This is a genomic window from Enterobacter sp. MGH119, assembly GCF_001037675.1.
In the GTDB taxonomy this organism is placed as follows: Bacteria; Pseudomonadota; Gammaproteobacteria; order Enterobacterales; family Enterobacteriaceae; genus Enterobacter; species Enterobacter hormaechei_C.
On the sequence record NZ_KQ089929.1, the window covers coordinates 1313734 to 1338154 of the forward strand.

Genomic DNA, 24421 nt, shown 5'->3' on the forward strand with positions numbered 1-24421 from the left:
GCCCGGCCAGCTATCCGCTGCCGTTTCAGGCTATTTGTTGTGCATAATTATTTTCCAGGTAATCGCGAAGCAGGTTCGGCCGGCTCTTTTTCTCCATCAGCCTTCTCAACAGTACGATCAGCTCGTAATCGCTTCGCAGATTAAATTTTTGCATCATCATATATTTATGGGTAAAGACCGTTTTTTCGCTCATCTCCAGCGCCTGAGCGGTCTGCACTACCGACAGCCCTCGGTAAAAATTGACCAGAATACGAATTTGTTGCCGGGATAACCCTTTATGCTGGCAGTCGAAACAGGTCTTTTTATTCCAGGTGTAACCCGGTAATTGCGTCGTGAACCACGCAATAAACAGAACGCCGCTAATACGATCAAGCGATGCCCGGCGAGGAAGAAAAATAATGTCCTGAAAGCAGGAAGGCAGCGCCGAAAAGCGCAGCTCATCGTCGACGAGACCTATCACAATTCCTTTTTGCCGGCCAGTAATTCCGGAAAACAGGTCAGCGTTTCCCCCTGACATAATGAAAGAACAATAATATCGGCCTGGCTGACGTTTTCATTGGTCAGCGCCAGGTGAAAAGTGATGGAGCGATGAAAGTTATGCTTAAAAAAATCTTCGAAAAAGCTCTGTAGCCCAGCCTGAAAAAACAGATCCGTTTCCTGAATCAGAATATTTAACATAGTTCACACCAACGTCTTTAAAAAAGGCTTATCACCGGCATTCAGTTGTACTGCATCGTCATCACCACAACCGCGCGGATGCTTCCCGGCGTGGCGCCCCCCGTCATGGATTTTACCGAGGCCAGCATAGCTAATGTCGCGGTTCTGTCCGCGGCAATGGTCTGGGTCATGCTGGAGCCTGTTCCTTTAAGCGCACCGGTTTGGGCATCGCGCATGGCTATCGCCACATGTGTGGCCGAACCGCTGTTCATAAAATAGTCCGCGCCCGCCTCAGGATCGGGGCTGCCGGTGAAAGCGACGGTCACACTCTGCGTTCCCGTTGGGCACTGGGTAAACAGCAGACTGAAAGGCACCGGATCCGATGTTGAGCCCGGCGTCGCCATATTGGTTGCCTGAATATTGCCCAGATTGACATCGAGATTGTTATTGCCGCCATTGAATATGCATGGCGACGCCACGATATTTCCCGTCACACCGATGTTGACGCTATCAGCGGAGCATACCTTCCCGCTGAGTAAGGCAAGTAACAGCAGTGTCCTGCATCTTATTTTCATCTTCTTACCTGCTACTGGTAGGTCAAATTCAGGGTGGCGGAGGCATTCGCTGAACCTGACTCCACGCGGGTTAACGTCTGGTAATATCGGGCCGTTAATGGCAACGTCTCTTGCCCCCCGGCAGACTGTCGCAAAAATAGTCGGCTGTTCATCGCCAGCGGTGCACCGTTATAGATTAGCTGCACCCCCACCCCTTTTGCAGTGCCGGCATTTCCCTGCCCGGTTAAGGCCATCACGCTGGTATTGGCGCTGTCCGGATTCTGTATTCCACTGAGCGAGACCGTAATATTGGTTCCGGCGGCGCAGGTTAAGCCCAGGTTTTGCGTGTTCTGTGCTCCCGCTGGCGTGGTGCCCACCACGGTGCCGAACGCCGAAGCGGGAATATCCCCTATCGGAAACGTCAGCTGGGCCGTATTCACCGTGCACGCCAGGGCATTGATGTTGCCGGAGGTGAGCTGCGTGGTCAGACCGTCACGGTAGAGGCCGTCGCTTCCCTGAAGCGTCACGACGCCAATCACCCCCGGGGTTAATGCCCCCGATGAGACCGGGCCGGTCACCACCAGCTCAATCCTCCCGCCGTACCAGTCCACATAGGAGGTCTGCGTATTGTACGAGAACGTATTGCTCGGGTTTTCAAAATAGCCGTTGGAGGAAAAGCGTATCCCTATCCCGCTGACGTTCGTGTTGTAAACATGGTTGCCGTAGCTGCTCAACGTGGCGCTGTTGTAGCGCATGCTGAATCCCAGCATCAGCGGATTCGTACACCCGGTAAGATAGGAGCCTGTGGCTGACGCCGCGCCGGAAAATACCACCGTGCCGACAGGCGCATCGCGCTGCACGTTGATCGTCCCCACGGACAGGGTGGAAAGCTGCGGGATGATGGTGGTGCAGGTACCGGCACGAGCGATACTTCCCGCCGCGAGCAAACAGAGCAGCAGCATCGAGTTAAGACATTTCATGTTAGCGTTCCTGACGGCAGGTGGCGCGCATATCAGCGATCCCACCGTACATTGAGTGATTCGGCAGCGTGAAATCAGCGCGGCATTGCTGGCTGGATTGACTTCCCCATGTGGCGACTAACGTTCCCTGCTCGCGCATCCCGGTTAAATAGACCTGACCGCGATCGCCGACAATAAAACTGCCGCTGTCATCACCCACAAGGGTGACCACCGCCCCAAACGGAACGGCGCGGTCGTTGTCGGTCAAGGTCATCAGCACCCGGCGACCTGACTTCGGCAGATAATCGGCTCTCACCACCGCTCCCCGCGTCGGCGTCACCGTGCGGGTGTTGATCTCCAGCTCGACATCGTCCGGCATCGTTTCCGGGTCGAGGGTGAGATCGTTTTTCCGGTAGACCGAAAGGTTGCTCACGACCGTATATCCGCGAAAATCTGTCCGTACACCGGGCTGATTGCGGATATCCACGTCGTGGGCGCCTGGGGCTTTGATTAAGACGCTGGTCTCCCCCAGCGGCTGGGAAAGCGTGATGCCGTCAGCATGGGCGAGAATGCCGCCTTGCAGCCCGTAATTCAGGCGTTCACTGTTTTTATCATAACCATAACCTGCCGTGACTTCGCCATAGGCGCCTTTATAGTCCGCGTTCACGTTGCCGATATTCCCCACGCCCTCTGTGCCATATCCCTGCTGAACGTTCCAGCTCAGGGCACGGTTCTCGAGTGCCACCCCGTTCAGGCCGACGTTATGCGTCGTCCCGTTATTGCTGCTGGCGTTCATGCCATAGTTAGCCCATGTCTGCGGCAAAAATTTATCCAGCGGAATGCTGACGTTGAACGACAGAAGCTGGTCGTGGTCAGCGTTTTTTTGGCTTTTGCGGTTTTCTGACGCTGAGCGGACATTTTTGCTGTAGGTCCATGTCAGGCCATAGCTGATGTTGTGCCAGTAGTTGCTATAGCCGACGCTCCACGAAGCCATCGACTTACCGTCATTCCAGTAATCTTCCCGCGCCGCACTGAGGGTAAGCGCGCCCAGGTTGTCCCCCAGCGTCTGGCTCATCGTCAGCTCGGCACGGTTACGTCGCCTGTCCTGAAGCGCGCTGCTGTCTCCGTACGAACCGAGGACGTCCTGCATCCCGTAATAGCCGCGGGTCGAGTAGCGATACCCGGCAATCGAAAAGTTGGTCCCGGTAGTGATAAAATTCTTGCTGTATCTGGCCCGCCACGACTGACCGCTTGTTTTCGCGGTATGCTCCGGCGTTGACCAGCCCTGAGTGACGTCTGCGGATACAGCCCCGAGATCGCCCATGTTCTTGCCCATCCCCAGAGCCGCCGACTGGTACTTATCTGCCCCCTGGACGCCGCCATAGAGCGTGATCCCGTGAGGGAGGCCGTAAATTCCGGTCAGTTGCCCGAAGGGGGTTTTCTCCACGCTACGGTTATACGAGCGATATTGCCCGGCGGTAAGGGCATATTTCAGTCGCCCCTCCCGTTGCAGGACCGGCAGCGAAGCGTACGGCAGGGTGAAATGTTGCTCACTGCCATCGGCTTCGACGATCGTGACATCAAGATCGCCCGCGCCGCCGGTGGGATACATATCCGCGATCTCAAACGCGCCCGGCGCCACGTAGCTTTGGTAGATTTGATAGCCATTCTGACGCACCACGACCTGCGCGTTAGTTCGCGCAATACCGCGCACCACCGGCGCATAGCCTTTCAGGGAATCCGGCAGCATATCGTCGTCGGACGCCAGCTGGACGCCGCGAAACGGCATGCTGTCAAAGACATCGGCAGGCGCGGAACTGTCTCCGAGCGTAAGCTGGGCTTGCAGGGGAATAATCGCGCGCTGCATCAAGGTGTAGACGTTGTCCCACTTATCCTGGCCGGACGCATCGCGGGACCAGGTGGTGTAGTTGCGTAACCGCCAGGGACCGACGTTGATCCCCGGCCGCAGGTTTGCATACTGGCTGTCGCTGCGGGTGCCTGCCCCGCTTCTTGCCCGGCTGTTTGCCCCGCTCAGGCTGTAGTTGAGCATGGCCGCGGTAATGCCTTCATCCCACATATCCGGCGGAACGTAACCTCTCGCTGGCAGGTCTATGGCCGCCTGTGGGATGCTGATCGCCAGGCGCTGGGCGCCAAACTGGAAATCCGCGCTGGCCTGTGGAATCGCCCTGAGATCGGCGCATTCTCCTTCCCCGGCGTCGAGCTGCGGGAAAAGCGCCGTTTTCACGCCCCACGCTTTTAACTGCCCGATACTCAGGCACGGCTGCAACGTTTCACTGCCGTTAGCATCCTTCACTGCCATGAAACGAATATCCCGCGTTTCCAGCAGCCGATCGTCAAGAATAATATCAACATGGTATGTCCCGGGCGCCTGCGAGCCGGATTCAAAGGCAGATAAATCCGCTTTCCCCATTCCGGGATTATCCAGCTCTACCAGTTCCGTATTAAACGTCTCACTGGCATACAGTGTGGGAGAGACACCAGCAAGCGCGAGGGCAATAAATATTGCCAGGCGCGCAGGCTGCATTGTATTCAATGCCGTTGTCATGACGAGCACCTGATTAACGCGTAAGGATCACAAACTGGCCCGGTGTAATTCACCAGGGCTGCCGTAATCGTTAATGACTTTAAACGTCAGCGTATTGCCACTGGTTCCATTCGGTAACGGGAAACGGGCTGTGCCCGAAGGCATCACATACGTGACATCGTCAAGTTTCTTATTACCCAACGTAATTTCATTGAAATTGATAACGTACGGCGTTGGGTTATTAACCAGAAGGGTATTTCCCGCACGACGCCAGGTTAATTTATTGGCCTGCTCCTCGGGGGTAGACGCACGAAGAGTCTCTGGTCGATAAATTAATTTGATGCGCGTTTTGACGGCAATTTGCAGCGAGTTCATCTGCTTAGAGGCTGACGGAATAGCTTTGATGTTCAGCCAGAATAAACTCTCCTGCCCTTGAGGCAGAGAGCCTGCCATGACAATACGCTCGAGGTTTTTTTGCCCGCCGTCCAGCCGATACAGCGGAGGAGTAATAATAAAAGGCGCTTTACCCGATTGTTCATCCTGAACATCTATCCACGACTGAATTAAATAAGGACCGTTATCAGGATTCGTAATATTTATTGACGCTTCTTTTTTAGCCCCATCAAAAATAACACGGGTGCCGCCAATAATTACTCCTGCACTGGCGGATGTTAACGTCAGCGGTAACAGCGCCATAACCAGGCCCGTTGTGGTGATAAAACGCATTTTTTTACCTCATAAAACAAGGGGCCAGGCGGCCCCCTGCTAATTACTGCCATTGACTTAGTTGTACACCACAGAGAAGTTCGCGACCGAGTTAGCCGGGCCCGCGGTAACGGATGCCGCGATGGAAATATACTGCGCGTAGAAGCTCAACGTATTATCAGCCGTACTGCTGAGTGCGTAGGTATAGCTGTTGCTGCCGTGCAGCGGCAGATCGGCTTTATCTGCCGTCATCAGGTTAATCGCCACCCCGGTAGCCGCTCCCGCCACGGACGTATCAATCGCCAGCAGGCTGGCGTTGGTTAAATCCGGCGTGCCATCAAAACGGACTTTTGCATTGGTGACCGTTACCGGACAGTTTTTCAAAATAATATTAAACTGCGTCGCAGCCGTTCTCGCCCCGGTTGTCGGGAATTCCGTTTTATAATAATCGCCCAATACCACCACCTGATTCTGGGATGCCACATCAACGTCGCAGGCAGAATCCAGAATATTTCCGTTAAAATTAACGGTACCGGCCGCTGCCAATGCATTGGTCATAGTGAGTACAGAACCTGCCGCTAACATTGCCATCATCAATTTTTTATTCATAATTTTATATCCCGTATTACTCTATTTATTACCGACATTCAGTTGCAGAAATTAAACCCCTTCCGACGAGTCAAAATTTATACAACTCCTTTTCCGCATACAATCAATTTTGAGGTCTAGCTGTAGACCCTCTTTTAACAAATAAAAAACATATTCACTCGGGAATAGCTTAAGAATAATGTCCACAGTATACTTTTAGACCTGAACAAAAAAAGTTGCAATTTCAATTAATTAACACTTAAAAAAAGATAAGTCTATAATTAGACTCGCTGCTAACATTCCCTGACCTGCTGTTTTTTAAGATAATTCTTTATGCCGATCAAAAAATGATCGCATCAGTCAGTGAGGTCTCAAATGAATACCCGATTCGCGCCTGAGTCAGAAATTGATAAATCAACAGTGCTCGGCGCTAAGCCTTTTAAGCACATTGAAAAAATAATCGATAATGTTTTGCCGCATGCGGAGAGAGGCATTATTGCCAGAGGAGAAATTATCCATTATTGCTCCGGCGATACCCGTCAATGCTTTTTACTGTTGCATGGCAGCGTGGCGTTGCACCGTCGCGGGGACGGTATCGTCTTAAATTCTGAATCTGCGCCATTTATACTCGGCGTGAGCAGCCAGTTATCGTCTGAGCACCTGTACGTCAGAGCGCTGGAAACCTCAGAGGTGGCCAGCGTTTCGCTGGCGCGTTTCAATCATGTTGTCGCACAACAGAATTTATGGGAGCACTTCTCAAACCTGCTGATCTATACCGCATCGCGCGTTTACGAACATTGCGCCCAGATATCGCAAATGTCGGCTTATGACATTATCCGCTTTCAGCTGGTTGAGTTGATGCAGGAGCCTGAAGCCATTAGACAAAACATTACCGCCGCAGCCTATATCAAAAGCCGCACCTATCTTTCACGCAGCGGCATTATGCGGATCCTCGCGGAGTTGCGGACGGGGAAATACATCACCATGGAGCGTGGCGTTCTAGTAGAGATCCATCACTTACCCCGTAAATACTGAGGCTGTATTTATCTCTGGAGAAGGTGGAAAAGAAGAGCGACACTATAGAGAGTACAGTCTCTTTCCAGGTTAACGCTATGTCTTCTGACAAACCATCGCATCGCGGATCTCCCTATGCTCAGGAACTGATTTCTCATTTACAGCCGCACTGCACCACGCATAAAACCGATCCCGGCGAGCAACTTAATCTCCAGGTAAACGGGCAGAGCATGTGTTATTTAATTCTTGACGGCACGGTCGCCATATACAGAAGAAGCGACGACATGATGCTTTCGACGGCGCGCAGTCCCGCCCTGTTTGGCCTCGCTAACCTGACGGACATCTATTTTACCGACTACCTTCGAACGGTAACGCCTTGCCTGATTGGTGTGCTCACGACCGATCGGGTGGCTGAAATTATCAAAGAGAAGGCGCTGTGGGGGCTGCTTTCTAATCATCTGATGTTTGTCTATAACCGGCTTTATCACAACGTCATGCCGAAAGGCGCGCCAACCGCGTACGAGATGATTCGCCAGCAGCTCGTGCTGCTGATGCAGGAAGATGACAGCTACCGACGTAGCGTGACGGCGGAAAGGTATATCAGGGATAAAACCCAGCTTTCCCGCAGCGGCGTAATGCGGATCCTGGCTGACCTGAAAACGGGCGGGTTCATCGAAATGGAAGAAGGCCGGCTGATTAAAATTAATAAACTGCCTGCCAGATACTGACTGTCAGACACAAAAAAGGCCGCGCTTGCGGCCTTTTCTTCACTGCTTAATGGACGTGAACGCCCAACCGCCAGGCAAAGTAGATCTCTTCTTTCAGTTCGTTTGAAGAGAGCGCCAGCAAATCCGTAAATTCCAGCTCAAGCTGTTTCAGCTTTTTCAGGTACTGCGCTGGAGACAGATTGCTTTTATCGCGACGTAAATATTCAATTGCCAGCTGTGTTGGGGTTATTTCAGTATCCATGATGTCCTCGCTTATGTTCAAAACGTGACCAGTATATCACAATCAGGCGGCTAATTTTTGACCAAAAGCAAGACATCCGGAAACTTTACACAACGGCCGTCGTCAGCCTTGATGAACAACACAGGCGATCCTGCTCGTCCAGGATATCAATCTGCCACACCTGATGGCGGCTTCCAGCATGCAGCGCCCGGCAGACGCCGCGCACGCGCCCGCTGCGAACGGAGCGGATGTGGTTGGCATTGACCTCCAGACCCACCACCTTCTGCTCTCCTTCCGTACACAGGTAGCCCGCCACCGATCCCAGCGTTTCGGCCAGCACGACGGACGCGCCGCCGTGTAACAGGCCAAACGGTTGATGAGTACGGCAGTCTACCGGCATCGTCGCTTCCAGTTCGTTGTCGCCAATGCGCGTGAACTGGATGTCCAGCAAACCGACCATGTTCTCCGCGCCCATGGCATTTAAGGCCTCCAGCGTGACCGCACGTTTCCAGATCATCCGATAATCTCCAGTAAAGCCTGCAATGGATGGCGGACGCCGTTACCTTCCACCCGTTTCACCTGGCTGCGGCAGGAGTAGCCCGTCGCCAGACAGCGGTTGCGTGGCAGGCGCTGCATCGCCTGATGCCATGACAGCTCGTAAATGCCGAGCGAATTAGCGTGGTTTTTGACTTCATGGCCGTAGGTTCCGGCCATACCGCAGCAGCCCACGTTGACGCTTTCCAGCTTCGCGCCAAACCGGGAGAAGATAGAAGCCCACTGGGCAGGCGCCGTCGGCAGCGCCGTCACTTCGGTGCAGTGCCCAAACAGGTACCAGGATTCTCCGCTGACCTCCTGAGGGGGCGTTTGCGTCAGCACCGCAGGCAGCCACTCGTGTACCAGTAAGACCTGAAAATCACCGCGCTTATCGCCGAGAGTCTGCTTATATTCGTCCCGGTAACAGAGCACCAGCGCCGGATCGACGCCCACCATCGGCATGCCGAGCTGCGCCACGCGATTCAGAAAATCTGAAGTTTTCTGCGCGGTTTTCGCAAAGCGGGTGAGGAAGCCTTTAATGTGCTGCGCCTTGCCGTTCGGCGAGAACGGCAGCACCACCGGCTGGTAGCCGATTTTCTCGGCCAGTCGGACAAAATCGGCCACCACCTGCGCATCGTAATAGCTGGTAAACGGATCCTGCACCACCAGCACCACCTTCGCTTTCTGCTCAGGGCTTAATGCTTCCAGTTGTTCCAGGGTCATATTCGCCGAGCGGTGCCCCACCAGCCGACGCTGGAGCGATGGCACCGACAGCAGCGGCAGATCCACCATGCCGATATGTTTTTCAGACAGTTTTCGCACCAGTGGCTGGTTGATAAAGAAGTTAAAGGTTTTTGGCGCACGGGCCATCAGCGGCGCGTAACTCTCCACCGTTGCTACCAGATGATCGCGCATCGGGCGCAGATAACGCGTGTGGTACAGCTGGAGGAAGCGGGAACGGAATTCCGGTACGTCAATTTTAATTGGGCACTGGGTTGAACACGCCTTACACGCCAGGCAGCCGGACATCGCCTCTTTCACCTCATGCGAGAAATCGTATTCGCCTTTGTTCGCATGCCAGCTGTTGCGGGTGCGTTCGATAAGCCCGCGCAGGCTCGCGCGTTTTTCCGGCAGCTCCTGTTCCAGCTTGAGCGGGTCAACGCCGCGGTCGGCCAGCAGGCGCAGCCATTCGCGCACCAGCGTGGCACGCCCTTTTGGGGAGTGGATGCGGTTGCTGGTGATTTTCATCGACGGACACATCGGGCTTTTCACATCGAAGTTAAAGCACAGCCCGTTGCCGTTACACTCCATCGCGCCGCGCCAGGAAGCGCGTACCGCAATCGGAATTTGGCGGTCATAGGTGCCGCGCTTAACGGCATCCACCTGCAACATCGGCGCATCAACGCCCTCCGGCGGGCAGATTTTTCCCGGATTGAGGCGGTTATGAGGATCGAACGCGGCCTTCACCTTACGCAGCTCGGCGTAGAGCTGTTCGCCAAAAAAGGCCGGGCTGTACTCGGCGCGGAACCCCTTGCCGTGCTCGCCCCACAGCAAACCGCCGTATTTGGCCGTGAGGGCCACGACCTCGTCGGAGATCGCCTTCATCAGGATCTCCTGCTGCGGATCGCACATGTCCAGCGCCGGGCGCACGTGCAGCACGCCCGCGTCAACGTGCCCGAACATGCCATAGCTCAGACCATGGCTGTCGAGCAGCGCGCGAAACTCCACGATATAATCCGCCAGATGTTCCGGCGGCACGCAGGTATCTTCCGCAAACGGAATCGGCTTCGCCGCCCCTTTCGCGTTGCCGAGCAGCCCCACCGCCTTTTTACGCATCGCGTAGATTCGCTCGATGCCGGAGAGATCGTTACACAGCTGCCAGCCAATGACGCCGCCTTCCCCCTGCGCAATCAGCTCGTCCAGACGCTGGCAGAGCGTGCTTACCTGGCTCTCAATCAGCTCTGCGTCATCCCCGGCGAACTCGACGATGTTCAGGCCGAGCATCTCTTTATCCGGCACGTCGGTAATCAGTTCGCTCACCGAATGCCAGACAATATCCTCCCGGGCCAGGTTCAGGACTTTTGAATCGACGGTTTCCACCGACAGCGCCCGCGCCTCCACCATAAACGGTGCATTACGCAGCGCCGAGTCAAAGGAGTTGTATTTGACGTTCACCAGACGGCGCACCTTTGGCAACCGGGTGATATCCAGACGCGCTTCGGTGATGAAGGCCAGCGTCCCTTCTGACCCGGTCAGTACGCGGGTAAGATCAAACTGGCTCATATCGTCATTGAAGACATGTCGCAGATCGTAGCCCGTCAGGAAGCGGTTTAGCTTCGGGAATTTGTCAAGGATCAGCTCGCGATTTTCGCGGCAGCGCTCCAGCACGGTGCGATAAATCCGTCCGCTGGTGGTGCTCTCTGCTGCCAGCGTTTCGGCCAGCTCGATCGGCATCGGTTGGGTATCGAGGATATCGCCCCCCAGCAGCACCGCCCGCACACCCATAACGTGGTCGGAGGTTTTGCCGTACACCAGTGAGCCCTGCCCCGAGGCATCGGTGTTGATCATCCCGCCAATGGTCGCGCGGTTACTGGTGGAAAGCTCCGGCGCAAAAAAATAGCCGTAAGGTTTCAAAAACTGATTCAACTGATCTTTGATCACCCCCGCTTCCACACGCACCCACCCCTCTTCCGGGTTGATCTCAATGATGCGGTTCATATAGCGGGACATATCAATGATGATGCCCTGGTTCAGCGCCTGCCCATTGGTACCCGTCCCGCCGCCACGCGGGGTGAAGACCAGGGAGCTGAAACGCTCCTGCGATGCCAGACGGGCGATGAGCGCCACATCGGCGGTAGAGCGCGGGAAAACGACGGCATCGGGAAGAAGCTGGTAAATACTGTTATCGGTCGCCATCGTCAGCCTGTCGGCATAATCGGTAGCGGTGTCACCTGTAAAACCCTGTTGCTCCAGTGCCTGCAAAAAATTAAGCACCAGCTGAACGACGCCCGGTGCCTGAGAAATCTGTGGGATCATTGCTGTCGACCCTAATGAGAATAGTGTGAAATCGTTTGCGTTGTGTCTGGAAAGTTTTATCACATTTTTTTCTTATGTGCTTTGTAGAATTACGGGCAAAATCCGCCTGTCAAAAATCGCTGAAATCACTAATGATTAGAGAGATGCGGTTTATATTCCCATCAGCCTTGCTGGTGTTCATTTAAGGAAAGTTTCGTTTATGGTCAATCTTCGTCAGCCCAGGGATGTCGCGCAGATACTGCTGTCGGTGCTGTTCTTAGCCATTATGATTATTGCGTGTCTGTGGATCGTTCGTCCTTTCGTGCTCGGATTTGCCTGGGCCGCGACCGTCGTCGTCGCCACCTGGCCTTTACTCTTGCGTTTGCAGAAACTGCTGTTTGGTCGCCGCGGCCTGGCCGTGCTGGTGATGACGTTGCTGTTGTTCCTGCTGTTTATTATTCCCATTGCCCTACTGGTTAACAGCCTGGTTGACAGTAGCGGCCCGGTTATTCGCGCGGTCACCAGCGGTGATATGACGCTGCCGGATCTCGCGTGGCTGAACAGTATTCCTGTTGTGGGCGCAAAACTGTACAGCGGCTGGCACAGCCTGCTGGAGATGGGTGGTAGCGCCCTGATGGCCAAAGTGCGTCCGTACATCGGCACAACCACCACCTGGTTTGTGGGGCAGGCTGCGCACATTGGTCGCTTCATGATGCACTGTACGTTGATGCTGGTCTTCAGCGCCCTGCTGTACTGGCGCGGCGAGCAGGTTGCGCTGGGGGTACGTCATTTCGCCACCCGACTGGCAGGTAAACGCGGCGATGCGGCCGTGCTGCTGGCAGCCCAGGCCGTCCGCGCGGTAGCGCTCGGTGTGGTGGTCACAGCGCTGGTGCAGGCTGTACTTGGCGGAATAGGGCTGGCGATTTCCGGCGTACCTTATGCCACCATTTTCACCGTCGTCATGCTGATGACCTGTCTGGCGCAGCTCGGTCCGCTGCTGGTGCTGGTTCCCTGTATTATCTGGCTTTACTGGACGGGGGATACGACCTGGGGCACGGTGCTGCTGGTCTGGAGTTGCGTGGTGGGCACCATGGATAACGTGATCCGTCCTCTCCTCATCCGCATGGGCGCTGACCTGCCGCTGATTCTGATCCTGTCCGGGGTAATCGGAGGGTTAATTGCCTTCGGCATGATTGGCCTGTTCATCGGTCCGGTGCTGCTTGCGGTGACCTGGCGACTCTTCTCCGCCTGGGTGCATGAAGTACCGCCGCCGGGAACCGATCCGGACGTCATCTTAAGCGAACTTGAAGAGCTGGAAGATAAGAACGCGCAGTAAGAACGGATGCCGGGTGGCGCTAACGCTTACCCGGCCTACACTCTCCACAGCAATACTTAAACGTTGCTAAACTATTTATTCTCTGCACACTGGTCAGACCCGCCTTTTCCTGCCTAAAACCGTCATTCTCTTCAAGAAATCTTTACCTGCCTTTAACTATTGAGACGAATCCGATCGACTCAAAATCCTGGCATGCCTACTATTAAGACACGGTTATAAATCAACATCTTGATTTATAAGCATGGAAATCCCCTGAGTGAAACAACGAATTGCTGTGTGTAGTCTTTGCCCATCTCCCACGATGGGCTTTTTTTTATCCTTTTTACGCCAGTGTAATGTCACAGCGACTAAGCATCCGCCAATCCCCCGCCAGTTCCCGCGTCTCTCCGGTTACCAGCACGTTCACCACCTCGCGTATATCCGCCGAAGACGCGCCAACCTGTAGCTCAAATTCCCCTGGCTCGACAATCCGCTTCCTGTCCCGGCGGGTGAAATTAAACATCTCCACAGGCAGGGTAAAGGTCAGCGTGGTGGTTTCTCCCGGTGAAAGCGTAACGCGCTGGAACGCTTTCAGCTCCTGAAGCGGACGCACCTGCGTGGCGACCTTATCGCGTACGTACACCTGTACCACTTCGCTGCCGCTGCGCTCGCCGGTGTTGGTGATATCGACGCTTAACGCCACCTCTCCGTCGATCGGGACGCGGCTTTCAGCCAGGCGGGCCGCGCCCCAGCGAAACTGCGTCCAGCCGAGACCGTAACCGAACGGGTAAAGTGCGCCGAAATGGAACGCAAACGGCGTGCCGCCGCTTTTCAGCTTGTGGTTATAGTAGTACGGCATCGCCCCGGCGTTTTTCGGCACGCTCACTACCAGCCTGCCCTGCGGCTCCGCGCGGCCGGTTAAGACATCGGCAATCGCCCAGCCCCCTTCCTGCCCCGGCGCCCAGGCCATCATCAGCGCGGCCACCTTCTCTTCCAGCCCCTGAAGGTTATAAGGACGCCCGCCCGTCATGACGACAATCACCGGCTTACCGGTTGCCACCAGCGCCTCCAGCAGCTGTTGCTGCACGCCCGGCAGGTTTAGCGAATCCGTATCCGAGCCTTCCCCCACGGTGCCGCTCTGGAACAGCCCGGCGAGATCGCCGACGCAGGCTATCACCACGTCACTCTCTTTTGCCGCGCTCACGGCGTCGGGGATCAGATCCATACGTTGTGAAACCGGCGATTGCTGTATCGGTTTACCACCGCTGTCGCCCGGGAACACCGGCGCGCCCGCCATCCGTTTTTCGATAATGTGACACCCTTTGGCGTAACGTATCAGCGATGCGCCAAGATACTGCTCCAGCGCCGCGCGCGGGGTGGTCACCTGCGAGGTCTCTTCAACCATATCGCTGATGATCAGGTGAACCGGGAAGCTGTAGCCGCTCAGCAGCGCCAGCGGATCGTCAGCCGTCGGCCCCACCACCGATACACGGGGTTTTCCGCCGAGAGGTAATATGCCGTTATTTTCCAGCAGCGTGATCGATTTTGTTGCCACCTCGCGCGCCACCTGCCGGGTCGCCTCATTCTGCAAATCGATACCGTCTTCGTCGGCGTACGGTTTTTCAAACAGCCCGAGACGGAATTTTTCACTTAGCACGCGCGCCACAATCTCATCCACTTTCGCCATTGAGATAAGCCCACGCTCTACCGCTTCCGCCAGATGACGCGCGCAGTCATCCTTCGGCAATTCCACGTCCAGCCCGGCGTTAAACGCCAGCGCCGCCGATTCCGCTGGATCGTGAGAAATTCCGTGGTGCTGGTGCAGCAGGCTGACGCCGCCGTAATCCGCCACGATAATGCCGTCGAAGCCCCACTGTTCACGCAGCACGGTAGAGAGCAGGAAATGGTCGCTGTGCCCTGGCTGATTATCAATGTCGTGATAGGCTGGCATCACCGAACCGGCGTTGGCCAGCTTCACCGCCATCTCAAACGGCAGCAGGAAGGTATCGTTTAGCTCGCTGAAACCGAGATGGACCGGCGCATGGTTGCGCGCCCCTTCGCTGAAGGAGTGGCCGACGTAATGTTTCAGGGTCGCCAGCAGATCGCGCTTATCGCCCTGCAACCCCTTCACGTACGCCGTCGCCATCACCCCTACCAGCCACGGATCTTCCCCAAATGTCTCTTCCGTCCGTCCCCAGCGCACATCGCGCGAGACATCCAGCACGGGGGCCAGCCCCTGCTGGCACCCGACGGATCGGGCCTCTTTGCCAATCTGCTCCGCTGCGCGCTGTACCAGCTCCGGGTCCCAGGTGGAACCGTAGTTTAGCGACGACGGGAACAGGGTTGCATCTTTGCACAGCAGCCCCACCAGACACTCCTCATGAAACAGCGCCGGAATGCCGAGCCGGGTCTCCTCCATCATCATGCGTTGCAGGCGGTTGGCGGCACGCACGCCGGTTTTTGCATTAACAATGTGCGTGCCGAGCGGACGGGTGATCTGCCCGACGCCGAGCTTCAGCCTTTCGTTGAGGGACGCCTGTTCGCTCACGCCAGCGAATTCATCGCTCAGATCGCTGCGCTCGCGGTGGTTGCCGTGTTCATCGAGGATCAGCCAGTACGCGTGCATCTGGGCAAATTTCTCTTCCGGCGTCATACGCGCCAGTAAATCAGCGACACGCTCGTGTACGGGACGTCCCGCGTCCTTGTAGATCGCAGTCATGGTTTACTCCTGTAGTGCGGATTGGGTTGCCGGGCTGAGCTGCCCCGCATCGTTTCGACTATCGCGTTTGCTGGCCAGCTCGCGGGCGATGCTGTCCACCAGCCGGCTGTTAAGTTTGTAGATAGCTAGGAGCGCCACCATGCAGAGGAACAGCGCGCAGGGGATCAGGGTGAACAGGGCATTGATGGTTGCAAGAACATGAGGCGCCTGGTTTGCCTGACCCGGAGCGTAATCCACCATGCCAAGCACCCAACCGACCACCGCCCCACCCAGCGCCAGCCCAAACTTGATGGCAAACAGGGCGGTTGAAAAGACCAGCCCGTCCAGGCGGCGGCCGCTACGGTGTTCTTCGTAGTCCACCACATCGGAGAACATGGTCCATTGCAGCGGCGTGGTCAGGTTCTGAATAAAGCTAAACACAATATTCAGACTGAATATCAGCCACACCTGCGAAGGCGGAATGAAGAAAATCAGCGCGCCAAAAATAACGAAAGAAATAATGGTCCACTGATAGGCACGCACCCGGTCAAATTTCCCCAGCAGGCGTTCAGATAATAATGCGCCGCTTAAGGAGGCCATCATGCCGGAAACAATAAAGGCAAAAACCAGTTCCGGACGTAACAGAACATAGTTAACGTAATACATGGTCGCAGAGCCACGCGTCACGACGGCGGTTAACAGTAAAATATTAAACAGGAAAACTATTCGCCACTGGCTATTGGCGGCCAGCAGTTTTAAATCCGTCAGCATCGAACCGGAGGTGTCATTGCGCGGCGAGTAACGCTCCCGGGTCATAAAGAAGCAGCAGAAGAATAAAACAATGCCCAGCAGCCCCATCAGGCTCATGGCATAGAAATAGCCTTTTTGCACATTCCCCTGGCCTAATAATGAGACCAGCGGCAGCGCGATGACCGTTACAATCAACCCGCCGATAAACGACAGGCCAAAGCGCCAGGATTGCAGCGAGTGACGTTCACGCGGATCGAGCGTCAGCGCGCCGGGCATGGCGCAGTAAGGGACGTTAATCGCGGAATAGATCAGACTCAGGATGGCATAGGTTACGCAGGCATAGACAATTTTCGCCGTCTGCCCGGCATCCGGTACGTAGAAGGTAATCAGGCAGCTCACGCCAAACGGAATGGCAAACCAGAGCAGCCAGGGACGAAAACGACCGTGGCGGGTCTGAGTGCGGTCCACCAGCGCGCCAATGCACGGGTCGACAAACGCATCGACCACGCGCACCACTAAAAACATGGTGCCCATAATGGCGGCAGGCAAACCGAATACGTCCGTATAGAAATAAGCGAGAAATAACGTTGCCGTTTGCCAGACCAGCGCGCTGGCCATATCGCCGAGGCCATAACCTATTTTATCTTTGGTACGTAATACAGAGGAGATTGTCATTGTTATTTGCCTTTTTATCAGGTTAAAACGTATTTCAACCAGTCGCGCATCATCCCGACGGATGTACGCGGTAAGGCTCAAGTATTAGCAACGCCCTGCCCGCTAACAATTGTCTAAATTAACAGATAAATTATGATATTTGGTTTTTTGCTTTATTTGTGATGGTGAGCATATTCGCAGGAAAATAAAAAAGGCGAGGACAGATATCCTCGCCTTTTTCAGGTTATGCAGATTTTACTTGTTCAGCTCTGCCAGGCTCAGCCAGGTCTGCACCACGGTGTCCGGGTTCAGGGAGAGGCTATCAATTCCCTCGTCCATCAGCCAGGCCGCAAAGTCTTCATGGTCAGAAGGACCCTGGCCGCAAATCCCGACATATTTACCCTGTTTCTTCGCCGCGCGGATGGCCATGGAGAGCAGCGCTTTCACCGCCTCGTTACGCTCATCGAACAGCTCAGAGACAACGCCGGAGTCGCGGTCCAGGCCGAGCGCCAGCTGCGTCATGTCATTCGAGCCAATGGAGAAGCCGTCGAAGTGCTCCAGGAACTGCTCTGCCAGCAGGGCGTTGGACGGAATTTCACACATCATGATGATCTTCAGCCCGTTCTCGCCGCGCTTCAGCCCCTGACGCGCCAGCTCATCTACCACTGCCTTCGCCTGATCCACGGTACGGACGAACGGGATCATGATTTCCACGTTGGTCAGCCCCATGTCGTTGCGCACGCGTTTTACCGCCTCGCACTCCAGCGCGAAGCAGTCGCGGAAGCTTTCCGACACGTAGCGTCCGGCGCCGCGGAAGCCCAGCATCGGGTTCTCTTCTTCCGGCTCGTAGCGTTCGCCGCCCACCAGGTTGGCGTATTCGTTGGACTTAAAGTCCGACAGACGCACGATCACGCGTTTCGGGTAGAAGGCCGCGCCGAGCGTGGCGATCCCTTCCGTCAGACGACCAACATAGAACTCTCTCGGCGAGTCGTAACCCTTCATCATCTCGCGGATTTCGTTTTGCAGTTTTGCGTCCTGGTCGTCGAACTCCAGCAGCGCACGCGGGTGCACCCCGATCATACGGTTAATGATAAATTCCAGACGCGCCAGGCCCACGCCTTCGTTCGGCAGGCAGGCGAAGTCAAACGCGCGGTCCGGGTTGCCGACGTTCATCATGATCTTCAGCGGCAGATCCGGCATGGTATCCACGCTGGAGCTTTTCACGCTGAAGTCGAGGATATCGGCATACACGTAACCGGTATCGCCTTCGGCACAGGAGACCGTCACCTTCTGGTCGTCCTTCATGCGTTCGGTCGCGTCACCGCAGCCGACTACCGCCGGGATCCCCAGCTCACGGGCAATGATAGCCGCGTGACAGGTACGGCCGCCGCGGTTCGTGACGATGGCAGCCGCTTTCTTCATGATCGGTTCCCAGTCCGGGTCGGTCATGTCGGTCACCAGCACGTCGCCGGGCTGAATGCGGTTCATCTCGCTAATGTCGTGGATCACTTTCACCGGACCGGCACCGATGCGGTGGCCGATTGCGCGGCCTTCCGCGACAATTTTGCCCTGCGCGTGCAGGGTGTAGCGCTCCATGACCTGACCGCGTGAACGGACGGTTTCCGGACGCGCCTGCACGATAAACAGCTTGCCGGTGTGTCCGTCTTTGGCCCACTCGATGTCCATCGGACGGCCATAGTGTTTTTCAATCTGCACCGCCTGCTTCGCCAGCTCTTCCACTTCGGCGTCGGTCAGGGAGAAGCGATCCCGCTGCTCCTGCGGCACATCTTCAATGGTGACCTGCTTGCCATGTTCTTGCGTCGGGGCATAGATCATGCGGATTTTTTTCGAGCCCATGGTGCGGCGTACCACTGCCGGACGGTTAGCCGCCAGCGTAGGCTTGTGCACATAGAATTCGTCAGGGTTCACCGCCCCCTGCACCACCATCTCGCCCAGACCCCATGCGGAGGTGATAAACACCACCTGGTCGAAGCCGGATTCAGTGTCGATAGAGAACATCACGCCGGAAGAGCCCACGTCGGAGCGCACCATGCGCTGTACGCCTGCGGAGAGCGCGACGCCGCGGTGGTCATAGCCCTGATGGACGCGATAGGAGATGGCGCGGTCGTTGAACAGGGAAGCAAACACATGCTTCACCGCCACCAGTACCGCCTCGTAACCCTGGACGTTGAGGAAGGTTTCCTGCTGCCCGGCGAAAGAGGCATCCGGCATATCTTCTGCGGTAGCGGAAGAGCGCACGGCAAAGGAGGCCTGCGCGTCGTCAGCGGAGAGCTGGTTGTAGGCGTCATGGATGGCTTTTTCCAGTTCCGGCTGGAAAGGTGTGTCGATAATCCACTGGCGGATTTGCGCGCCGGCTTTGGCAAGCTCGGTGACATCATCAATATCCGTTTTATCCAGCAGGTCGTAAATGCGCTGGTTTACACCGCTCTGGTCTAAAAACAGGTTAAACGCATCGGCGGTTGTGGCAAACCCGTTAGGTACGGAGACACCCATACCGGACAGATTTGTAATCATTTCACCCAGGGAGGCATTTTTGCCCCCAACTCTGTCTACATCATTCATGCCGAGTTGGTTATACCAAAGCACCAGCGGTGACGAGCCATTGTTGGACATCGAAACAATCCTTTTGTGATATTTGATCGGAGTAAGAAACACCTGACTACGTATTTATACTGGCATATTTATTTCCGCTAAAAAAACGGTGAATCGTGTAAGCAATTTAAATTTTCAACTTTTCGGACAGTTTCCCCGCATTCGCTAACCCGATGATTCCTATAGATTCCGGCAAAAACCTTAGAAATAAAGCCGCTAATCGAAAAATGAAATCTACTTTTCAGGAAAATCAAAAACACCATTTCATTTTAAATTCAGATAAGTTCTTTGCTGTGAAATTAACTTTTTTAATTTATGCTTTCAGGCAATTACGTACGCTATTCAGGGTGGATAAAATGGATAATGCTGTCGATCGCCACGTTTTTTATATTTCTGATGGGACGGCGATTACCGCCGAGGTGCTGGGACACGCGGTGATGTCGCAGTTTCCGGTATCGATAAACAGCATCACGCTGCCGTTCGTGGAAAATGAGAGCCGGGCCAAAGCGGTCAAGGACCAGATCGACGCTATTTACCAGCAGACCGGCGTTCGTCCGCTGGTGTTCTATTCCATTGTGATCCCTGAGATCCGCAATATCATTCTGCAAAGCGAGGGCTTCTGTCAGGACATCGTGCAGGCGCTGGTTGCCCCCTTGCAAAGCGAGCTGAAGCTCGACCCGACGCCGATCGCCCACCGTACCCACGGGCTGAACCCCGGTAACCTGACCAAATACGATGCGCGTATTGCCGCTATTGACTACACCCTGGCGCACGACGACGGGATCTCGCTGCGCAATCTCGACCAGGCGCAGGTGATTTTGCTCGGCGTGTCGCGCTGCGGTAAAACTCCCACCAGCCTATACCTGGCAATGCAGTTTGGCATCCGCGCCGCCAACTACCCCTTTATTGCCGATGATATGGATAACCTGGTGCTGCCCGCCGCGCTCAAGCCGCTCCAGCATAAGCTGTTTGGGCTGACCATCAACCCGGAACGACTGGCGGCGATCCGCGAAGAACGTCGCGAGAACAGCCGCTACGCCTCGATGCGCCAGTGCCGAATGGAAGTCTCTGAAGTCGAAGCGCTGTACCGGAAAAATCAAATTCCCTGGCTGAACAGTACCAACTATTCAGTAGAAGAAATTGCCACCAAGATCCTCGATATCATGGGGCTAAATCGCCGCATGTACTAATACGCTAGTACATTAATTCAGTTTCAGTTATTATCATGCCATCCTCGGGGCGACGTGCCCCGAACTTGAAATCAGCAGGGATTGGTTTAAGGTGATGCCCATCACTTCCCGGTAGTCTGCCGATGAAGCAAAAAATTTCTGAGACATTCCATGAACAAAACCGACGAACTGCGCACCGCGCGCATTGATAGCCTGGTCACACCGGCTGAACTGGCCAGGCTGCATCCCGTTTCCGCCGAGGTGGCGGACCATGTGACGGCCTCCCGTCGCCGCATCGAAAAAATTCTCAATGGTGAAGACAAACGTCTTCTGGTGGTGATTGGCCCCTGCTCCATCCACGACCTGGACGCGGCAATGGATTATGCACAACGCCTTCAGACGCTGCGCGGCACGTATCAGGATCGCCTGGAGATCGTGATGCGTACCTACTTTGAAAAGCCGCGTACCGTCGTGGGCTGGAAAGGATTGATTTCCGATCCCGATCTGAACGGTAGCTACCGGGTGAATCACGGTATTGCGCTGGCGCGCAAGCTGCTGTTACAGGTTAACGAGCTGGGCGTGCCGACTGCCACCGAATTTCTGGATATGGTGACCGGACAGTTTATTGCCGACCTCATAAGCTGGGGCGCGATAGGCGCGCGTACCACCGAAAGCCAGATCCACCGTGAAATGGCGTCGGCGCTCTCCTGTCCGGTGGGCTTCAAAAACGGAACGGACGGCAATACCCGAATTGCCGTAGATGCCATCCGCGCCTCACGCGCCAGCCATATGTTCCTCTCCCCGGATAAAAACGGCCAGATGACCATCTACCAGACCAGCGGCAACCCGTTCGGACATATCATTATGCGTGGCGGTAAAAAACCGAATTACCATGCAGATGATATTGCCGCCGCTTGCGAAACGCTGGCGGAATTTGACCTGCCGGAGCATCTGGTGGTGGATTTCAGCCACGGCAATTGTCAGAAACAGCACCGCCGCCAGCTGGACGTCTGCGAGGAAGTTTGCCAGCAGATCCGCAGCGGCTCGACCGCCATTGCAGGAATTATGGCGGAGAGTTTTATCAAAGAAGGCACGCAGAAGATCGTCGCCGGACAGCAAATGGTCTACGGCCAGTCAATCACCGACCCGTGCCTGAGCTGGGAAGACAGCGAACGGCTGCTGGAGATGCTGGCTTCAGCCGTGGACACGCGCTTTTAAAATCCTGCCGGGTGACGCTGCGCTTACCCGGCCTACGGTACGTGCCCTTCTCCCTCTCCCCGTGGGAGAGGGTCGGGGTGAGGGCGTCAGACCGCATCTCTCCCCCAAATTTGATCCCGTCACACAATTTTCACAAAAACGCTTGCTGTGAATTTGCAGTTTATTGATAATGATTATCATTGTTACATTGATTGTTATTTATAAACATTATGTCACCGACCGATAACAGCGCGGCAACGCCAACAAAAACACACACAGCGCCGTCCCCTGCTCCCACCGATCGCCGAATCGACAGTAAAAGCCTGTTGGGTGAGGAGGGACGGGTCATTATCGAGCATGACGGCCAGCACTACCTGCTGCGCCAGACCAATGCCGGAAAACTGATCCTGACTAAATAAACCAGACAACACATTCGCCAGCCACCCAGGTGATCCCCAGGCAGCCAGCGCTTTTCAATTCTTATGGAGAGTTGCTATGCCACACCTGCAATCCGCGTCTTTACGCCCGTCTCTTCTGGCGCTGGCGATTGTCAGCACCCTGCCGGGCGTTACGTTTGCCGCTGCAGACGAGATCACCGTCACCGCCACCGGCAATGCCCGCAGCGCCTTTGAAGCCCCCATGATGGTGAGCGTGATTGACGCCACCGCGCCGGAAAACCAGACCGCCAGCTCCGCTGCCGACCTGCTGCGCAAGGTGCCCGGTCTGACGCTGGACGGCACCGGGCGCACCAACGGTCAGGACGTTAACCTCCGTGGCTATGACCGCCGTGGCGTGCTGGTGCTGGTGGATGGCGTGCGCCAGGGCACCGATACCGGACACCTGAACAGCACGTTCCTCGATCCGGCGCTGATCAAACGTATCGAAGTGGTGCGCGGCCCTTCCGCCTTGCTGTACGGCAGCGGCGCGCTGGGCGGCGTAATTTCGTATGACACCGTCGACGCCAGCGATCTGCTGGATGCAGGTAAAAACAGCGGCTATCGCGTATTTGCTACCGGTGCAACGGGCGATCACAGCACCGGGATGGGCGCCAGCGCCTATGGCCGCACCGATACCCTGGACGGTGTGGTCTCCTGGTCCAGCCGCGATCGCGGCGACATCCGCCAGAGTGACGGCGCGAGGGCGCCAAACGACGAATCCATCAACAATATGCTGGCGAAAGGCAGCTGGAAAATCGATCCGGCGCAGACGCTGAGCGGCTCTCTGCGCTACTACAATAACGACGCGCAGGAGCCGAAAAATCCGCAGACCACAGATGCCAGCAGCAGTAACCCGATGACCGATCGTTCCACCATTCAGCGCGATGCCCAGCTTGGCTACCGCATTGCGCCAGCCGGAAACAACTGGCTGAACGCCGATGCGAAAATTTACTGGTCCGAAGCGCGGATCAACGCCCAGAACATCGACGCCAGCGGCGAGTTCCGTAAGCAGACCACCAAAGGCGGCAAAGTCGAAAACCGCACCCGCCTGTTCAGCGACTCCTTCGCCTCGCACCTGCTGACCTACGGCGGAGAATACTATCGTCAGGAGCAACACCCTGGCGGCGCGACCACCGGCTTCCCGGACGCTAAAATCGACTTCAGCTCCGGCTGGTTGCAGGATGAGATTACCCTGCGCGACCTGCCGGTAACGCTTCTCGGCGGGACGCGTTACGACAACTACCGCGGCAGCAGCAGCGGTTACGATGACGTGGATGCGGATAAGTGGTCATCACGCGCCGGGTTAACCGTGAGTCCAGCCGACTGGCTGATGCTGTTCGGCTCTTACGCCCAGGCCTTCCGCGCGCCAACGATGGGCGAGATGTATAACGACTCGAAGCACTTCTCTATCGGCAGCTTCTACACCAACTACTGGGTGCCGAACCCGAACCTGCGTCCGGAAACTAACGAAACCCAGGAGTTCGGTTTTGGGCTACGTTTTGACGACCTGCTGCTCGCCAACGACGCGCTGGAGTTCAAAGCCAGCTACTTCGACACCAAAGCGAAAGATTACATCTCCACTACCGTCGATTTTGCGGCGGCCACCACCATGTCCTATAACGTACCAAATGCCAAAATCTGGGGCTGGGACATGATGGCGACCTACGCGACCAGTCTGTTCAACCTGGACGTGGCCTACAACCGCACGCGCGGGAAAGATACCGACACGGGCGAATACATCTCCAGCATCAACCCGGACACCGTCACCAGCAAGCTGGATATCCCGGTGGCGCAAAGCGGATTCTCCGTGGGCTGGATCGGCACCTTCGTCGAACGTTCAACGCACATCAGCAGCAGCTACAGCGAGCAGCCTGGCTACGCAGTGAATGATTTCTACGTCAGTTATAAAGGTCAGCAGCAGTTCAAAGGCATCACCACCACCCTCGTGCTGGGGAACGCCTTCGATAAAGCCTACTGGTCACCTCAGGGCATCCCGCAGGATGGCCGCAACGGCAAGATCTTCGTCAGTTATCAATGGTAATTCCCTTCGGGGCAACGATTCAGAAGGA

18 protein-coding genes, 1 other RNA gene and 1 pseudogene are annotated in these 24421 nt (G+C 55.8%); 8 read left to right on the forward strand and 12 right to left on the reverse strand.

Translation table 11 applies throughout. The annotated features are described in order from the left end of the window. Window positions 1–25 precede the first annotated feature (25 nt). From SK53_RS06170 to SK53_RS06195, 6 genes and pseudogenes are all read right to left on the reverse strand, one after another. Window positions 26–678 (reverse strand): annotated as a pseudogene (locus tag SK53_RS06170) (helix-turn-helix transcriptional regulator). Window positions 679–719: 41 nt separating this feature from the next. Next, a complete protein-coding gene (locus SK53_RS06175; RefSeq protein ID WP_022650916.1) occupies window positions 720–1232 on the reverse strand; it encodes a fimbrial protein in 513 nt (170 codons plus the stop codon). A gap of 11 nt (window positions 1233–1243) precedes the next feature. Continuing rightward, entirely contained in the window at window positions 1244–2191 is a 948-nt protein-coding gene (locus SK53_RS06180; RefSeq protein ID WP_048208811.1) for a fimbrial protein, read from the reverse strand. A 1-nt stretch (window position 2192) separates the two neighbouring features. Then, window positions 2193–4736, reverse strand: coding sequence for a fimbria/pilus outer membrane usher protein (locus SK53_RS06185; protein WP_048208813.1), 2544 nt, complete (start codon window positions 4734–4736; stop codon window positions 2193–2195). A gap of 27 nt (window positions 4737–4763) precedes the next feature. Then, entirely contained in the window at window positions 4764–5441 is a 678-nt protein-coding gene (locus tag SK53_RS06190) for a fimbrial biogenesis chaperone (RefSeq protein WP_048208815.1), read from the reverse strand. Window positions 5442–5498: 57 nt separating this feature from the next. Continuing rightward, on the reverse strand, window positions 5499–6029 hold the full coding sequence (locus tag SK53_RS06195; protein ID WP_048208817.1) for a fimbrial protein: 531 nt from the start codon (window positions 6027–6029) through the stop codon (window positions 5499–5501). Between the two features lie 354 nt (window positions 6030–6383). Between SK53_RS06195 and SK53_RS06200 the strand changes: the two genes are divergently transcribed. Continuing rightward, window positions 6384–7043: a winged helix-turn-helix transcriptional regulator gene (locus SK53_RS06200; protein WP_003857763.1), complete on the forward strand. Its 660-nt coding sequence runs from the start codon at window positions 6384–6386 to the stop codon at window positions 7041–7043. A 77-nt stretch (window positions 7044–7120) separates the two neighbouring features. After that, entirely contained in the window at window positions 7121–7750 is a 630-nt protein-coding gene (locus SK53_RS06205) for a helix-turn-helix domain-containing protein (RefSeq protein WP_032609042.1), read from the forward strand. 46 nt (window positions 7751–7796) lie between these two features. Here SK53_RS06205 and SK53_RS06210 read toward each other — a convergent pair whose 3' ends face one another. From SK53_RS06210 to SK53_RS23325, 3 genes are all read right to left on the reverse strand, one after another. Beyond that, window positions 7797–7991: a YdiH family protein gene (locus SK53_RS06210; RefSeq protein ID WP_003857766.1), complete on the reverse strand. Its 195-nt coding sequence runs from the start codon at window positions 7989–7991 to the stop codon at window positions 7797–7799. 85 nt (window positions 7992–8076) lie between these two features. Then, window positions 8077–8487 (reverse strand): 1,4-dihydroxy-2-naphthoyl-CoA hydrolase, encoded by a 411-nt coding sequence (gene menI, locus SK53_RS06215; protein ID WP_003857767.1) that lies wholly within the window; start codon window positions 8485–8487, stop codon window positions 8077–8079. After that, on the reverse strand, window positions 8484–11540 hold the full coding sequence (locus SK53_RS23325) for a D-2-hydroxyglutarate dehydrogenase YdiJ (protein ID WP_032666027.1): 3057 nt from the start codon (window positions 11538–11540) through the stop codon (window positions 8484–8486). Before SK53_RS23325 ends, menI begins: the two co-directional genes overlap by 4 nt. Window positions 11541–11739: 199 nt before the next feature. Between SK53_RS23325 and ydiK the strand changes: the two genes are divergently transcribed. Together ydiK and rprA are read left to right on the forward strand one after the other, a co-directional pair. After that, complete coding sequence (gene ydiK / locus SK53_RS06225) at window positions 11740–12855, forward strand: AI-2E family transporter YdiK (RefSeq protein WP_015570721.1); 1116 nt, start codon at window positions 11740–11742, stop codon at window positions 12853–12855. Window positions 12856–13064: 209 nt separating this feature from the next. Then, window positions 13065–13172, forward strand: an RNA gene (rprA, locus tag SK53_RS22555) — antisense sRNA RprA. A gap of 5 nt (window positions 13173–13177) precedes the next feature. On the opposite strand, the gene SK53_RS06230 is transcribed toward rprA, so the two are convergent. From SK53_RS06230 to ppsA, 3 genes are all read right to left on the reverse strand, one after another. Continuing rightward, entirely contained in the window at window positions 13178–15553 is a 2376-nt protein-coding gene (locus tag SK53_RS06230; RefSeq protein ID WP_048208819.1) for a glycoside hydrolase family 3 N-terminal domain-containing protein, read from the reverse strand. Window positions 15554–15556: 3 nt separating this feature from the next. Next, window positions 15557–16957 (reverse strand): MFS transporter, encoded by a 1401-nt coding sequence (locus tag SK53_RS06235; RefSeq protein WP_045332096.1) that lies wholly within the window; start codon window positions 16955–16957, stop codon window positions 15557–15559. Between the two features lie 234 nt (window positions 16958–17191). Next, entirely contained in the window at window positions 17192–19570 is a 2379-nt protein-coding gene (ppsA, locus tag SK53_RS06240) for a phosphoenolpyruvate synthase (RefSeq protein ID WP_023296353.1), read from the reverse strand. A gap of 335 nt (window positions 19571–19905) precedes the next feature. Here ppsA and ppsR point away from each other — a divergent pair, with 335 nt between their 5' ends. The 4 genes from ppsR (at window position 19906) to SK53_RS06260 (ending at window position 24393) form a co-directional block, all read left to right on the forward strand. Further along, on the forward strand, window positions 19906–20739 hold the full coding sequence (ppsR, locus tag SK53_RS06245; protein ID WP_017384644.1) for a posphoenolpyruvate synthetase regulatory kinase/phosphorylase PpsR: 834 nt from the start codon (window positions 19906–19908) through the stop codon (window positions 20737–20739). Window positions 20740–20889: 150 nt separating this feature from the next. Beyond that, window positions 20890–21936 (forward strand): 3-deoxy-7-phosphoheptulonate synthase AroH, encoded by a 1047-nt coding sequence (gene aroH / locus SK53_RS06250; RefSeq protein ID WP_047054497.1) that lies wholly within the window; start codon window positions 20890–20892, stop codon window positions 21934–21936. A 209-nt stretch (window positions 21937–22145) separates the two neighbouring features. Beyond that, window positions 22146–22334 carry a hemin uptake protein HemP gene (gene hemP, locus SK53_RS06255; protein ID WP_015570723.1) on the forward strand — a complete coding sequence of 63 codons (189 nt, stop codon included), beginning with the start codon at window positions 22146–22148 and terminating at the stop codon, window positions 22332–22334. A gap of 76 nt (window positions 22335–22410) precedes the next feature. Continuing rightward, a complete protein-coding gene (locus SK53_RS06260) occupies window positions 22411–24393 on the forward strand; it encodes a TonB-dependent hemoglobin/transferrin/lactoferrin family receptor (protein ID WP_045897537.1) in 1983 nt (660 codons plus the stop codon). The last annotated feature ends 28 nt before the right edge of the window (window positions 24394–24421 follow it).